This window comes from Flavobacterium resistens (genome assembly GCF_900182645.1).
Taxonomy (GTDB): Bacteria; Bacteroidota; Bacteroidia; order Flavobacteriales; family Flavobacteriaceae; genus Flavobacterium; species Flavobacterium resistens.
Genome location: NZ_FXTA01000005.1, coordinates 381,388 through 396,918 on the forward strand (window position 1 = coordinate 381,388; position 15,531 = coordinate 396,918).

Annotated in this window: 16 protein-coding genes; 14 read left to right on the forward strand and 2 right to left on the reverse strand. The window is 33.0% G+C overall.

What is annotated here, in order from left to right:
* The 5 genes from purE to FN795_RS18825 all read left to right on the forward strand — a co-directional run bounded on the left by purE (position 1) and on the right by FN795_RS18825 (position 4,007).
* Positions 1-486, forward strand: coding sequence for a 5-(carboxyamino)imidazole ribonucleotide mutase (purE, locus tag FN795_RS18805; protein WP_012022518.1), 486 nt, complete (start codon positions 1-3; stop codon positions 484-486).
* Between the two features lie 150 nt (positions 487-636).
* Complete coding sequence (locus tag FN795_RS18810; protein ID WP_142452027.1) at positions 637-864, forward strand: hypothetical protein; 228 nt, start codon at positions 637-639, stop codon at positions 862-864.
* A complete protein-coding gene (locus tag FN795_RS18815) occupies positions 864-1,151 on the forward strand; it encodes a type II toxin-antitoxin system RelE/ParE family toxin (protein WP_142452028.1) in 288 nt (95 codons plus the stop codon). Before FN795_RS18810 ends, FN795_RS18815 begins: the two co-directional genes overlap by 1 nt.
* 36 nt (positions 1,152-1,187) lie before the next feature.
* The gene (locus tag FN795_RS18820) at positions 1,188-3,215 is read left to right on the forward strand and encodes a M3 family metallopeptidase (RefSeq protein WP_142452029.1); all 2,028 of its coding nucleotides are present in this window, start codon (positions 1,188-1,190) and stop codon (positions 3,213-3,215) included.
* 132 nt (positions 3,216-3,347) lie between these two features.
* Positions 3,348-4,007, forward strand: coding sequence for a SanA/YdcF family protein (locus FN795_RS18825; protein ID WP_142452030.1), 660 nt, complete (start codon positions 3,348-3,350; stop codon positions 4,005-4,007).
* Between the two features lie 98 nt (positions 4,008-4,105).
* Here the strand turns inward: FN795_RS18825 and FN795_RS18830 are convergent, their stop codons facing one another.
* Positions 4,106-5,368: a cation:proton antiporter gene (locus FN795_RS18830; protein WP_142452031.1), complete on the reverse strand. Its 1,263-nt coding sequence runs from the start codon at positions 5,366-5,368 to the stop codon at positions 4,106-4,108.
* Positions 5,369-5,506: 138 nt separating this feature from the next.
* On the opposite strand from FN795_RS18830, the gene FN795_RS18835 reads away from it, so the two are divergent.
* From FN795_RS18835 to FN795_RS18860, 6 genes are all read left to right on the forward strand, one after another.
* The gene (locus FN795_RS18835) at positions 5,507-6,010 is read left to right on the forward strand and encodes a GbsR/MarR family transcriptional regulator (RefSeq protein ID WP_035650528.1); all 504 of its coding nucleotides are present in this window, start codon (positions 5,507-5,509) and stop codon (positions 6,008-6,010) included.
* 388 nt (positions 6,011-6,398) lie between these two features.
* Positions 6,399-6,752: a hypothetical protein gene (locus FN795_RS18840; RefSeq protein ID WP_142452032.1), complete on the forward strand. Its 354-nt coding sequence runs from the start codon at positions 6,399-6,401 to the stop codon at positions 6,750-6,752.
* Positions 6,753-6,757: 5 nt separating this feature from the next.
* Positions 6,758-7,144, forward strand: a complete 387-nt coding sequence (locus FN795_RS18845) for a hypothetical protein (RefSeq protein ID WP_142452033.1) — start codon at positions 6,758-6,760, stop codon at positions 7,142-7,144.
* A gap of 11 nt (positions 7,145-7,155) precedes the next feature.
* The gene (locus tag FN795_RS18850) at positions 7,156-7,977 is read left to right on the forward strand and encodes a thiol-disulfide oxidoreductase DCC family protein (RefSeq protein WP_142452034.1); all 822 of its coding nucleotides are present in this window, start codon (positions 7,156-7,158) and stop codon (positions 7,975-7,977) included.
* Position 7,978: 1 nt separating this feature from the next.
* Positions 7,979-8,884, forward strand: coding sequence for a TIGR01777 family oxidoreductase (locus FN795_RS18855; protein ID WP_142452035.1), 906 nt, complete (start codon positions 7,979-7,981; stop codon positions 8,882-8,884).
* A 133-nt stretch (positions 8,885-9,017) separates the two neighbouring features.
* Complete coding sequence (locus tag FN795_RS18860) at positions 9,018-9,467, forward strand: SRPBCC family protein (protein WP_142452036.1); 450 nt, start codon at positions 9,018-9,020, stop codon at positions 9,465-9,467.
* A 163-nt stretch (positions 9,468-9,630) separates the two neighbouring features.
* Here the strand turns inward: FN795_RS18860 and FN795_RS18865 are convergent, their stop codons facing one another.
* A complete protein-coding gene (locus FN795_RS18865; protein WP_142452037.1) occupies positions 9,631-10,437 on the reverse strand; it encodes a UbiA prenyltransferase family protein in 807 nt (268 codons plus the stop codon).
* A gap of 196 nt (positions 10,438-10,633) precedes the next feature.
* On the opposite strand from FN795_RS18865, the gene gcvP reads away from it, so the two are divergent.
* From gcvP to FN795_RS18880, 3 genes are all read left to right on the forward strand, one after another.
* The gene (gene gcvP / locus FN795_RS18870) at positions 10,634-13,483 is read left to right on the forward strand and encodes an aminomethyl-transferring glycine dehydrogenase (RefSeq protein WP_142452038.1); all 2,850 of its coding nucleotides are present in this window, start codon (positions 10,634-10,636) and stop codon (positions 13,481-13,483) included.
* Positions 13,484-13,792: 309 nt separating this feature from the next.
* Complete coding sequence (locus FN795_RS18875) at positions 13,793-14,851, forward strand: 3-oxoacyl-ACP synthase III family protein (protein WP_142452039.1); 1,059 nt, start codon at positions 13,793-13,795, stop codon at positions 14,849-14,851.
* A gap of 145 nt (positions 14,852-14,996) precedes the next feature.
* A complete protein-coding gene (locus FN795_RS18880; RefSeq protein WP_142452095.1) occupies positions 14,997-15,524 on the forward strand; it encodes a methyltransferase in 528 nt (175 codons plus the stop codon).
* Positions 15,525-15,531 lie beyond the last annotated feature (7 nt).

The window sequence follows — 15,531 nt, forward strand, 5'->3', positions numbered from 1 at the left end:
ATGAGCAAAGTAGCCATTATAATGGGAAGCATCTCAGACATGCCAGTTATGCAGGATGCAATCGACATATTAAAACAATTTAATGTAGAAGTTGAAGTAGATATCGTTTCGGCACACAGAACACCGGAAAAATTATTCGATTTCAGCAAAAATGCACATACTCGCGGTATTTCGGTAATTATTGCGGGTGCGGGTGGTGCAGCACATTTACCAGGAATGGTGGCTTCAATGTCTCCGCTTCCTGTAATTGGAGTTCCTGTAAAATCAAGCAATTCGATTGATGGCTGGGATTCGGTTTTATCAATTCTTCAAATGCCGGGCGGAGTTCCTGTAGCAACTGTAGCTTTAAACGGAGCAAAAAATGCTGGAATTTTAGCAGCACAAATCATCGGAAGTCATGATAAAAAAGTTTTAGATACTATTATTTCTTATAAAGAAGAATTGAAAGCGGCAGTTAATAAAGCTGCTGAAGGTTTAAAAAAGTAATTTCACAGAGATACACAAGGAAGACACAGAGACACACAAATTTTTGTGTATCTCTGTGTTTTACTTTACGAAATAATCTGCATCGGAATTATTAACTAATCATTATAAAAATTTCTAAAAGAAAAACTTAACTTTGGAAAAAAAGCAAAAATGAACATTCAAACTTCTAAAATAGAACTTGCTAAAATTGTTTTAGACATCGATAATCCTGATTTAATTCAGGAAATTGTGGAGTTCATTCAATCTAAAGAAAGCCTTTCTGAAGAACAAAAAAACAACATAAACGAGGCTATTTATTCTTTAGACAATAATCAAGGAATTCCTCATGATGTTGTTATGGAAGAAACCAAAAATCGTTATTCAAAATATTTTAAATAATGAATGTAATTTGGGCTCCACAAGCTAAACAAGACTTTTGGAACAACATTGATTATTTAGAAGCAGAATGGTCTGAAAAAATTGCTCTTAGTTTTATCGAAAAAGTAAATACCACAATAGAACTTTTAAAAAATGACAATGTTTTATTTCTCAAAACAAATTATAAAAACGTTTATAAAATTGTCATTACCAAACACATTTCACTTTATTATCGTATCGAAAACACTAATTTAGAGTTACTTCGATTTTGGAATACTTTTCAGGATACGGAGAAATTCAAATTATGATTTTCTAATTTTATATTTTTAAATAGCATAAACAATATGAGCGTATTAACCCAATATTTCAACACTAAACATAACACAGCGCCTTTTTCGCAAATTAAAATCGAAGATTATGTTCCTGCTTTCAACGAAGGAATTGCTTTGGCTAAAGCCGAAATCGATGCAATTGTAAATAATCCGGAAGTACCAACTTTTGAAAACACGATTGTGGCAATGGATTATTCGGGCGATATTTTAGATCGTCTTTCTAGTGTTTTCTTCAATTTGAATTCGGCGGAAACGAATGACGAAATGCAGAAAATCGCTCAGGAAGTTTCGCCTTGGCTTTCAGAATTTGGAAACGATATTCGTTTGAATGCTGATTTATTTGCGAAAGTAAAAGCGGTTTACGATCAAAAAGAAAGTCTGAATCTGAATCCGGAACAAACAACTTTATTAGATAAAAAATACAAAAGCTTTTCAAGAAACGGAGCGAATTTGCCAGAAGACAAAAAAAATCAATTAAGAGAAATCGACAAAGAATTATCGAAATTGAGTTTGCAATTTGGCGAAAACGTTTTGGCAGAAACCAACAACTTCGAATTGCATTTGACTGATGAAAAAGATTTAGCCGGATTACCAGAAGGAACAATCGAAGCAGCAAGATTATTAGCCAAAAATCAGGAAAAAGAAGGCTGGATTTTTACTTTAGATTATCCAAGTTATGTTCCGTTTTTAACTTATGCTGACAATCGTGAATTGCGTAAAAAAATGGCAATTGCTTTTGGTGCAAAAGCATTTCAAAACAATGAATTCAACAATGAAGAAAACGTTCTGAAAATTGCCAAGCTTCGTCATGAAAGAGCGAATTTATTAGGTTATAAAACGCACGCACATTTTGTTTTGGAAGAAAGAATGGCCGAAAGTCCTGAGAAAGTTTTTTCTTTTCTGAATGATTTATTGGCAAAAGCAAAACCAGCAGCTCAAAAAGAATTTGCAGAATTGACTGCTTTCGCAAAAGAGTTAGACGGAATCGAGCAATTAGAAAAATGGGACGGCGCTTATTATTCTGAAAAATTAAAACAACAGCTTTTTAATTTAGACGATGAAAAACTGAAACCTTATTTTCAATTAGAAAAAGTTTTAGACGGTGCTTTTACAGTTGCTAAAAAATTGTACGGATTAACTTTTACGGAAGTTTTTGATATCGATAAATACCACGAAGAAGTTACAACTTATGAAGTTCGAGACGCTGAAAACAATTTAGTTTCGATTTTCTATGCTGATTTCTTCCCAAGAAAAGGAAAAAGAAATGGTGCATGGATGACTTCATTCAAATCACAATATGTGAAAGACGGCGTAAACGAAAGACCTCATATTTCTAACGTTTGTAATTTCACGAAACCAACAGAAACAAAACCTTCATTATTGACTTTTAATGAAGTAACAACTTTGTTTCACGAATTTGGACACGGTTTACACGGAATGTTGGCAAACACAGTTTATCCAAGTTTATCCGGAACATCTGTTTATTGGGATTTCGTAGAATTACCAAGTCAGATTATGGAAAATTGGTGTTATGAGCCGGAAGCTTTGGCCTTGTTTGCAAATCATTATGAAACTGGAGAAATCATTCCGATTGAATATGTTCAGAAAATTAAAGAAAGTGCAAGTTTTCAAGAAGGTTTAGCAACATTGCGTCAATTGAGTTTTGGATTATTAGATATGGCTTGGCACGGGCAAGATCCAACAAATATTACTGACTTAAAAGCTTTCGAAACAGAACAATTTGCCAATACACAATTGTATCCTGATGTAAAAGAAAATGCGATGAGTACCGCTTTTTCTCATATTTTCCAAGGCGGATATTCTTCTGGATATTACAGCTACAAATGGGCAGAAGTTCTAGATGCAGATGCTTTCGAATATTTCCATGAGAACGGAATTTTCAACGAAGAAATTGCAAAAAAATTCAAAGACAATGTTCTTTCAAAAGGAGGAACAGAACATCCGATGACTTTGTATAAACGTTTCAGAGGACAAGAACCGAAACCGGAAGCTTTATTGAAAAGAGCGGGATTATTATAGACTTTCTTAGATTATTAGACTTCTTAGACTATTAGATATTTTGAAACCGAAGCTTTCCTACTTCGGTTTTTTTATTTGGTTTTACTTTAACTATCTTCGTATTTTTAAATCATAATCTTACAAATACAAGCCGTGAAAAAATATTTCAAAATAGCGCTTTATCTTGCAATTATTGGACTAATTGTAATTGTTTCTGTGAATTATTACGTAAAATCTTCAACTAAAACTAAGATTTATTATTCGGTAAAAAAGTTCCCAAAAAATGATGTCGGAATTATTTTTGGTGCGGGAATTAATGGAGATCAACCAAGCAAATATTTAAAAGATCGTCTGGATGCTGGGATTATGCTTTGGAAAGCAAAACGAATCAATAAAATTTTACTTTCGGGAGATAACGGACGTGAAGAATATGATGAATTAACGGTTATGAAAAATTACTGTTATAATCATGGCGTTGATACAACAAAGATTTTCATTGATTACGCAGGTTTCGACACTTACTCAACAATGTATCGTGCCAAACATATTTTCAAGATTAAAAAAGCAACTTTAATTTCTCAGGAATATCATTTAAACCGAGCGATTTATATTGGGCAAAAATTAGGAATTAAATCGTCTGGATTTTCTGCAAATAATGGAGAATATTTAGGATATAATTATGTTCGGTTTAGAGAATACGGTTCAATTTTTAAATCGTTTTTTGATGTTTTGAGAAATCGTGAACCTCATTTTTTAGGTGGAGAAATTAATATTAACGGAGAATCTAATTATTCGAAAGAAGATAAACGATAAAAAAAGCCCGAAACATTTCTGTTTTGGGCTTTTTTAAAAAACTTAATGACAAAGAATAAAAATCTTGCTTCTTTGCTCTTGTTTCCATTTCTAGATCTTTACTCTTTCTCCAAAACCCTTTTTGCCAATTTCCCAACAGTCAGTCCTTGTACGACTATTGAAAACAGTACAACAATATAAGTTACCTCAAGTAACAAGTTTTTGTATTCTCCTTCAGGCATTGAAAGTACCAAAGCAATAGAAACTCCACCACGAATTCCACCCCAAACCAAAACCATCAAAGAACCTTTATTATAAGCAGATTTGATTCCGAAAAACTTAAATATATCGAAGAATTTCCATGGTAAAACTATAGACGTCAATCTTGAAAATAATACTATAAAAATAGCAACAACTCCTGTCAATAACTGTTTGTCCAAATTTGGAAGCAATAATAATTCGAAACCTATAAATAAGAATAAAACTGCATTTAAAATCTCATCGATAAGTTCCCAAAACTTGCCAAGATAATCTTTAGTTACTTCGCTCATCGCAACTTTTTTACCATAATTTCCAATAATCAATCCCGCAACAACCATTGCAAGCGGACTAGAAACATGTAAAGCCTGAGCGACTAAAAATCCTCCTGTTACAATAGAAAGCGTGATTAAAACAGAAACTTTATAATCATCAATTCTCTTCATAACCTTTGATGCAGTAAAACCAAAAACAGCTCCTAATAGAAGTCCGCCAATTCCTTCTTTTGCAAAAAGCCAGGCAATAGAACCAAAACTTACATCAAAAGTTGGATCCGTAGCCATTTTTAAAACAACGGCAAACATTACTACCGCTACTCCATCATTAAATAACGATTCGCCAACGATTTTGGTTTCGATTCTCTTCGGAACTTTCGCTTCTTTTAAAACGCCCAAAACCACAATTGGATCGGTTGGAGAAATTAATGTTCCGAAAACCAAACAAAATATATAAGGGATTTTTATTCCTAAAAGTGGCGAAATATAATAAACCAACATCGAAATAATTAAAGCTGATAACACTACGCTTATTGTCGAATAAATCATAATTGGAACTTTCTGTTCTTTAAGATCAGAAATGTTTACATGCAGTGCGCCCGCAAATAAAAGAAAATTCAACATCGCTCCCATTAAGATTTCGTTGAAATCAAATTCTTTTATCAAATCAAAAAAATGTTTGGTCGTTGCGGGAAAATAAGAATCTCCCAAAAGGCGAATTCCAACAGAAACTAACATGGCAATAATCATGATTCCGATAGTTCCCGGAAGTTTTAAAAATCTTAAATTCAAATAGGCGAAGAAAGAAGCCAATACAATTAGTATTGAAAATGTGTAGTATAATTCCATATAATTCGATTTTTACAAAAATAGCTGTATCATTATTTAATCGAAAATTTCAAGGGTTGAATTAACACAACTTTATAATTTGTTAAATAAGTTTCAAATATTTTTGAAAGTTTAAAAACTTTTACTTACATTTGATCCATGGAATTCAAAGAAGCAAAAAATAAGTTTGTACAAACCTGGGGAGCATTAGGTTCTCAATGGGGAATTAATAAAACGATGGCACAAATCCACGCTTTATTAATGGTCTCAAACGAAGCTGTTTCTATGGAAGATATCATGGAAGAATTGCAGATTTCGCGCGGAAATGCCAGCATGAACCTAAGAGCTTTAATGGATTGGGGAATTGTGTACAAAGAATTTAAAGCCGGAGAAAGAAAAGAATTCTTTACAGCCGAAAAAGATTTAGACGAATTAGCAGCAAAAATCTCCAGAGAGAGAAGCAAAAGAGAAATCAAACCTGCTCTTAAAATATTAAAAGAAGTTTCGACAATTGAAGCTAAAGATTCGGCAGAAGAAAAACACTTCGTCGATCAGACAACTAAACTTTATGATTTCGTTTTAAAAGCAGATAATATGTTAGATAAAATGACTGAATTCAACGAAAACTGGTTAGGAAAATTAGTCATCAAAATGATGAAATAAAAAAATTTAATTAAAACTTTCATTTTTTTCTGAAAGTTTAAAAAGAATAGATAGTTATGAAAACAATAAATTACCTTAATTACTTTTTTGTTGGCTTGCCACTATTGCTTTGCTTTTTAGCAATAATAAACATCTCATTTATATATTTTGCAATGGTGTCATTAATTCTAACAGGATTATTTCAAATTACAGTTGCAATAAAAATGATATGCAAAGAACCTCATAACAAACATCTTCAAATTTATACAATTAGTGTAATTCTATTTTTTCTCTTGGTCATAATGATTTATAAATTAGAATTATATCATTTCGTGAATTTCATAATCTTTGGCATCCCTCCATTTCTTGCAATTTATCTTTCTATAATAATTTATAAAAAGGCACAATTATGAACCTCAATATTATTGGATATCTAATTTACCTCGGCATTACAACTTTCATCATTCTAAAAGTTGGGAAAATCTGCTATAAAAATGGGAATATATACGTCGCCGATTTAATTCCGAACCATGCTGAGATCTGCCAAAAAATAAATCAGGTTTTGCTTTTGGCTTATTATCTCTTGAATATTGGCTATTGCGCGATGACATTGATTTCCTGGCAAAAAATTATTTCTTCTACTCAATTGATCGAAACGATTTGTATCAAAACAGCTGTCATCATTTTTATTATTTCAATTCTACATTACCTCAACATTTTAATTATAACTAAATACATCCAAAAATTAATTAATAAAAACTAAATATTATGGAAACTACAAAAATCTTAATCGGATACGGAATTTACTTGCCAGTTGCTTTATTTCTAACTTATTATGTTTCTAAAACGCTATTCAAAAACGGAAAAATCTTTATGCTTGACATTTTTAAAGGCCGAGAAGAAATCGCTGAAGCAACCAACAAACTTTTTGAAACCGGATTCTATCTTTTAAATATTGGTTTTGCTTTAATGATTCTTGAACTGCAATTAAACCAAGACAGTTATCAGGAATTAATTGAAAAACTAAGTTATAAAATTGGAGGATTTTCTATTTATCTTGGTATCATGTTATTCTTCAATTTATATTTCTTTTTTAGAGGAAAAAGAAAAGCTAAAGAAGCGCAGCGAGAAGAAAGATTAGTTTTTACAGCTTAAACTTGAAAATCATGAAAACGTTAGAAAACCAAACTTTACTTTATGATGAAGATTGTCCGCTTTGCAGTTTGTACACCACTGGATTTGTAAAAAGCGGAATGCTTGATGAAAACGGAAGAAAATCTTATTGTCAATTATCTGCCGAAGAACAAAATTTTGTGGACTTAAAACGCGCTCCAAACGAAATTGCGTTAGTTGATAATAAAACCAAAACTGTTATTTACGGAATTGACAGTCTCATAAAAGTGGTTGGATTTTCTTTTCCTTTGATCGAAAAAATAGCAACGGTAAAACCGATTCATTTTATCCTGAAAAAAATGTATTCTTTTGTTTCTTACAATAGAAAAGTAATTATTCCGGGAAATGTAAAAGAAGAAAACAAATTGCAATGTACTCCCGATTTTAATTACAAATACAGATTTCTATTTATCGGATTTGCTTTAACGGTCACAACTTTTGTTTTGTTTGGATTTTCAAATTTGATTCCGATTTTACCGAAAACAAGTATTTTGAGAGAATTCATTTTAGCTTTTGGACAAATTATTTTTCAAAGTTTGTTTCTTATGAAATTTGATAAACAAACAATTGTCAATTATGCTGGAAACTTAATGACTATTTCTTTAATAGGATCTTTGATTTTAGTTCCAATTTTGATTTTAAATCAATTTATCAATCTTCCTCAATTTCTAGTTTTAGGTTGGTTTGGAATAACTTTTTTTATCATGTTTGCAGAACATTTCAGAAGAGTTAAAATTCTAAAACTTCCTTTTTATTTGTGTTTTACCTGGGTTCTTTATCGAATGATTGCTTTACTATTTATCTTAAATTTATAAAATGAACAAACTCATAATCGCAGCCGGAACAGGGTTTTTAGGACAAGTTTTAATGAATCATTTCAAAGATAAATTTGAAGAAATTGTAATTCTGACTCGAGGAAAATCTCAAACCGTAAACGGACTTAAATATGTAAACTGGAATGCCAGAACTTTTTCTGGCTGGGAAAAGGAGTTAGAAAACGCAACTGTTTTAATTAATCTCGCAGGAAAATCTGTGGATTGCCGTTATACGAAAAAGAATAAAAAAGAGATTTTATGGTCTCGAATTGAAAGCACCAAAATTCTAAACAAAGCAGTTTTAAATTGCAAAAATCCACCGAAACATTGGCTGAATTCATCAACATCGACTATTTATAGATTTTCTTTAGACAAACAAATGGATGAAATTAATGGCGAAATTGGAAATGACTTTTCTATAAATGTTGCTTTATCTTGGGAAAAAGCATTCTTTAAAACCGAAACTCCAAAGACTTTAAAAACGGCTTTGCGAACTTCTATTGTTTTAGGAAAAAACGGCGGTGCTTTAATTCCGTTGAAGACTTTGGCTAAAATTGGTTTTGGAGGAAAACAAGGAAACGGAAATCAGTTTATAAGCTGGATTCATGAAGAAGATTTTGCGAATGCGATTGATTTTATTATTCAAAAAGAAATGTCTGGAATTGTAAATATCGTTTCTCCCGAACCTATTCGCAATGTTGATTTTATGCAGAAACTTAGAAAAGCAATTGGTTTTCCTTTCGGAATTCCGATGAATAAATTCTTTCTGGGAATTGGGTCTTTTTTTATTCGAACAGAAACGGAATTGGTTTTGAAAAGCCGAAACGCAGTTCCGAAAAGACTTTTAGAAAATGGGTTTGAGTTTAAGTTTGGAAATATTGATGAAGTTTTTGAAAACTTACTTTAAGCATTTTTGTCATTTCGACGAAGGAGAAATCTTCGCGAGAAGCTCGACAAAGATTAGATTCTCGTTGCGGAGTTACTAGTGAAGATTTCTCCTTCGTCGAAATGACAAGATTGCGCTAAAACAAAATTAACCAATGACAACAATAAACCTCACAACAAAAATAAAAGCATCAAAACAAATCGTTTTTGATGCTTCACGAAATATCGATATTCATCAGCAATCTGCAAGTCCTTCAAAAGAAAAAGCAATTGCTGGCGTAACATCTGGCTTGATAAATTTAGGTGAGACGGTAACCTGGCGCGGTAAACATTTCGGATTTTACATCACTCATAAAAGTCGAATAACAGTAATGAATCTTTATGATTATTTTGTTGACGAAATGGAAGAAGGCAAATTCAAATCGTTCAAACATGAGCATATTTTTGAAGAAGAAAATGGCGTAACAATTATGAAAGATAAATTGCAATATGAAACTCCGTTTGGCATATTCGGAGAGCTTTTCGATATTTTGTTTTTAGAAAAGCATCTTACGAATTTCCTTTTGGAAAGAAATAAGGTTTTGAAAGAGGTTTCGGAAAATTAACAGTTAATAAAATTCTCTTTGAAAATGAATTTTCTCGTTTTACGGTTTGCGTGAGGGATAGAAGTGGAAAGCCCACAGCCTGACGAAGGAAGTGCGAGGACTTGAAACGGATAGCCCGACCCGCCGCGGCGGGCACGCCCATATTATTTAGAAACTTTTACTTCTAAAGAAACAAAATCATCAACCACCAAAAAATCGGTACGCTTTCAACCCAGAAAGAAGTATAATATTTGGAGCGATTTGTATTAGCAAAGAAAATGAAAAGCATTAATGTCACAACCATTATCAGATTGATAATAAGATCATGAAGTGTAAAAGACAATATTCCTAAAACCCAAAACGGAACCAAAAGTGAAAATCCTAAAATCTTAGTTTTTTTTACGCCAATTGTCTGCGGAACGGTTTGCAAATGCGGATCATCATTGGCCAAATCCAGAATTTCGAAAACCAAAATAAGTACAAAAACCAAAACAAAACGCTGGACGCATTTTATAAAAAAGTCGGCCGTAAAAGGAATTTCGGCATTTATATACGGTAAAACCAAACTTGCTCCTACCCAGCAAATCGCTACAATGTAGATTTTTACTCCTGCCCAGTTTCGGGCATTTTTTCTGTTTGGAAAAAACGGTAATGTATAAAGCGCGGTTATGGCAAAAATTACAACGGAAACAATTTGCGTGATTCTTTTTAAATGGAAAAAATAATATCCGACTAAAATCAGCGAAATAAAACTTAAAACAGCGATAATTTTTAACTGATTCCCGACAGGTTTTCTTTTCACCCGAACCAAGGCATCATATTTTACAAAATTATATCCTACAATTGTTCCGAAAAAAACGAACAGCGCCATTGGTTCATCATACTGAATATGAAAGAAATGAAAAGTAATGCGAACCAAAGCATAACACGATAAAGCCACGTGAATACTGCTGTTTAAATAAAAATCTAATATTTGTTTTAGAAGTTTCATGCCTCAAATCTAATCAATTGGTAACAAATCAACTCTTTAGTTAGAAATTTGATAAAAATTGAAGTTAAAAATACCCATTAAATTATTAATAATACTTAATTTTGCGCCACAAAAAAACAACACATTTACTTTTAAATGTGATTCGTACAGCAAAATGGTGCACGAACACATTAATTTAAAAAACTTAGATAGCTACATGAAAACAGATGCTTTTGCTTTAAGACACATTGGTCCAAGAGAAACAGATCTTCAGCACATGCTGAAAACTATTGGAGTTGATTCGATTGAACAACTTGTTTATGAAACCCTTCCGGACGATATTCGTTTAAAAGCGCCTTTGAATTTAGATCCTGCAATGACAGAATATGAATTTGCAAATCATATTCAGGAATTAGGAAAGAAAAATAAAGTATTCAAATCATACATTGGTTTGGGTTATCATCCAACTATTGTTCCTGCGCCAATTCAGAGAAATATCTTTGAAAACCCAGGATGGTATACAGCTTACACGCCTTACCAAGCAGAAATTGCTCAAGGTCGTCTTGAAGCAATTTTGAATTTCCAGACTACTGTTATCGAATTAACAGGAATGGAAATTGCAAACGCATCTTTACTTGATGAAGGAACTGCTGCTGCAGAAGCTATGGCTTTATTATTTGATGTTCGTACGAGAGATCAAAAGAAAAACAATACACACAAATTCTTCGTTTCTGAAGAAATTTTACCTCAAACTTTATCTGTACTTCAAACACGTTCAACTCCAATTGGAATTGAATTAGTTGTTGGAAACCACGAAACATTTGATTTTTCAAATGAGTTCTTCGGAGCTATTTTACAATACCCAGGAAAATATGGTCAGGTAAACGATTATAGCACTTTTGTTGCTAAAGCAAAAGAAAATGAAATCAAGGTTGCCTTTGCTGCTGATATTTTATCATTAGCAACTTTAACTTCTCCAGGAGAAATGGGAGCTGCTGTAGTGGTTGGAACAACACAACGTTTTGGTGTACCAATGGGTTATGGTGGTCCTCACGCTGCATACTTTGCAACTAAAGATGAATACAAACGATCTATGCCAGGTCGTATCATTGGAGTTTCTGTTGACACAAATGGAAACCGTGCTTTGCGTATGGCATTAGGAACTCGTGAACAGCACATCAAACGTGAAAAAGCGACTTCTAACATTTGTACTGCTCAGGTTTTATTAGCAGTTATGGCTGGAATGTATGCAGTTTACCACGGACCAGAAGGTTTAAAATATATTGCAAATAAAGTTCACGCGTCGGCGGTTACTACTGCTGAAGCTTTAAATAAATTAGGAGTTTTCCAAACCAACACAGCTTATTTTGATACTATTTTAGTAAAAGCAGACGCTCAAAAAGTAAAAGCTGTAGCGGAGAAAAATGAAGTAAACTTCTTCTATGTTGATGCTGATACGATTTCTATTTCATTCAACGAAACAACTTCAGTTGCTGATATCAACCAAATTATTGCGATTTTTGCTGAAGCTTTAGGAAAAGAAACTTTCACAGTTTCTGAATTAACTGAAGCTAGTCAATTACCGGCTTCATTAGAAAGAACATCTTCTTTCTTAACGCATGATGTTTTCAACAATCATCATTCAGAAAGTCAGATAATGCGTTATATCAAAAAATTAGAGCGTAAAGATTTATCATTGAATCACTCGATGATTTCATTAGGTTCTTGTACGATGAAATTAAACGCAGCTTCAGAAATGTTGCCTCTTTCAATGCCAAACTGGAACAGCATTCACCCGTTTGCACCAGTTGAGCAAGCTGAAGGTTATATCACAATGCTTAAAAAATTAGAGGAGCAATTAAATGTAATTACTGGATTTGCTGGAACAACATTACAGCCAAACTCTGGAGCGCAAGGAGAATATGCTGGTTTAATGGCTATTCGTGCTTACCACATGTCAAGAAACGAAGGTCACCGTAATGTATGTTTGATTCCTTCATCAGCTCACGGAACAAATCCTGCTTCTGCAGCGATGGCTGGAATGAAAATCATCGTTACTAAAACGACTCCAGAAGGAAATATTGATGTTGAAGATTTAAGAGAAAAAGCGATTGAACATAAAGATGATTTATCTTGTTTAATGGTAACGTACCCTTCTACTCATGGAGTTTTCGAATCTTCAATTATTGAAATCACAAAATTAATCCACGAAAATGGAGGATTAGTGTATATGGATGGTGCAAACATGAACGCGCAAGTTGGATTAACAAATCCTGCTACAATTGGTGCTGACGTTTGTCACTTAAACTTACACAAAACATTCGCTATTCCTCACGGTGGCGGTGGACCTGGAGTTGGACCAATCTGCGTGAACGAAAAATTAGTTCCCTTCTTACCGACAAATCCAATCTTAAAAGTAGGTGGTGAACAAGCTATTACAGCAATTTCATCTGCACCTTACGGATCTGCTTTAGTATGTTTAATCTCTTACGGTTACATCACAATGATGGGTGCTGAAGGATTAAAAAGCGCTACTGAACACGCGATTTTAAATGCTAACTATATGAAATCTCGTTTCGAAGGTCACTACCCTATTCTTTATACTGGAGAATGCGGAAGAGCGGCTCACGAAATGATTTTAGATTGCCGTTCATTCAAAGAAAACGGAATTGAAGTTGGTGATATCGCAAAACGTTTAATGGATTACGGTTTCCACGCTCCTACGGTTTCTTTCCCAGTAGCTGGAACTTTAATGATTGAACCAACTGAATCTGAAGATTTAGCTGAGTTAGATCGTTTCTGTGATGCACTTATTTCAATCAGAAAAGAAATCGAAGCTGCAACTGCCGATGATAAAAATAATGTATTGAAAAATGCACCGCACACATTAGCAATGTTAACTACTGATTCTTGGGATTTCCCTTATACAAGAGAAAAAGCAGCTTATCCATTAGATTACATTGCTGAAAATAAATTTTGGCCATCAGTTCGTCGTGTAGACGATGCTTACGGTGACAGAAACTTAGTTTGCAGCTGTGCTCCTATTGAAGCTTATATGGAAAATTAATCACATATTATTTCATAAAACAAACCCGATAACATCATCGTTATCGGGTTTTATTTTTTTATAACATTCTTAAAAACTTTTTTAATTTTTATAACACTTTCGAATATTCAGTCGAAATAAAAATACGTTCCTAAATCAATCTCAAACGTTTGAAATCTCGGAAAAATTAAAAAATCATTAGTAAATAATCAGTTTATCATTAAAAAATCTTTTATTTCACAATTATATGCATGCATAGTATTTTTTATGATAGTTATCATTATTTTATTTCTATTTTAGCATCAAATTTATCGGATAATTACGGGAAAAATGAAAATAAAAATTATTGGTATTGGGAGCTACATTCCTAATTTAGAAGTAAAAAACACAGATTTTGACAAACATGTTTTTTTAAATGAAGATGGAACTCCTTTTGGTTATCCGAACGAAGTTGTTATTAAAAAATTCAAAGGCATTACCGGAATTCAAAACCGCCGTTATGCTGAACCTCAATACACAGCTTCTGACTTAGCATTCTTTGCGGCACAAAAAGCAATTGCAAACGCAGGAATCGACGCTGAAACTTTAGACTATATTATTTTCGCACATAATTTTGGCGACGTAAAAACCGGAACACATCAAACAGATGTTTTACCAAGTTTAGCAACACGTGTAAAAAACAAATTAGGCATCAAAAATCCTAAATGTGTGGCTTATGATATTCTTTTCGGATGCCCAGGCTGGATTGAAGGTGTTTTACAAGCCAACGCTTTCATCAAATCAGGAATGGCAAAAAGAGTAATGGTAATTGGAGCTGAGACTTTATCAAGAGTTGTAGATGATCATGACCGTGATTCAATGATTTATTCTGATGGAGCTGGTGTTTCAATTTTAGAATTATCAACAGATGAAGCTGGATTATTATCATATGAAAGTGCCACTTTTGCAAATGACGAAGCAAACTATCTTTTCTTCGGAAAATCATACAACCCAGATCTAGATCCGGATATCAAATACATTAAAATGTATGGACGTAAAATTTACGAATTTGCTTTAAGCAATGTTCCGTGCGCTATGAAAAGTTGTTTAGACAAAAGCGGAATCGGAATTGATGAAGTGAAAAAAATCCTGATTCACCAAGCAAACGAAAAAATGGACGAAGCGATTATCGAACGTTTCTACAAACTTTATGATAAAATGCCACCAAAAGATATTATGCCAATGAGTATTCACGATCTAGGAAACAGTAGTGTCGCTACAGTTCCTACGCTATACGATTTGATTTTACAAGGAAAAATCGAAAACCATGAAATCAACAAAGGTGATGTTCTTATTTTTGCTTCAGTAGGAGCGGGAATGAATATTAATGCTTTTGTATATCGATATTAAATTTATATTCGCAATTCACAGCTACTGAAAACTGTGATTGAATACTGAAAACTAAAAAAGTCCGCATCTTATAGTGCGGACTTTTTTAGTATATTTGCGACCTAATTAAAATCAAGAACGAGAGATTGATTCGTTCGCAATGACTATGTACGAAAAAACGTTTCCTAATAAAAGATTCAAGCTTACTTTAGAATTTTTACAAAAACACGTAAATACTTCAGAGACCATTTTTGATTTTGGCGTACCAAATCCATTTTCTAAAATAATGGAAGAAAATGGCTATACTGTAAAAAATACAAAAGGAGAAGATTTAGATAACGATCACACTGCTTTACAAACAGAAGAATATACTGTTTTTACGGCATTTGAAATTTTCGAACATTTACTAAATCCATACACCGTTTTAGAAAACGTAAAATGCGATAAATTGTTAATTTCGATTCCGTTACGTTTGTGGTTTTCGCCAGCATATCGTTCTAAAACAGATATGTGGGACAGACATTATCACGAATTTGAAGACTGGCAATTGGACTGGCTTTTAGAAAAAACAGGCTGGAAAATTACAGATCGTTTACAATTTACGCATCCTGTGAAAAAATTTGGATTAAGACCTCTATTAAGATATTTTACTCCGAGATACTATCTTGTTGTTGCGGAGAAAGTTAAAAATTAAGATTGCA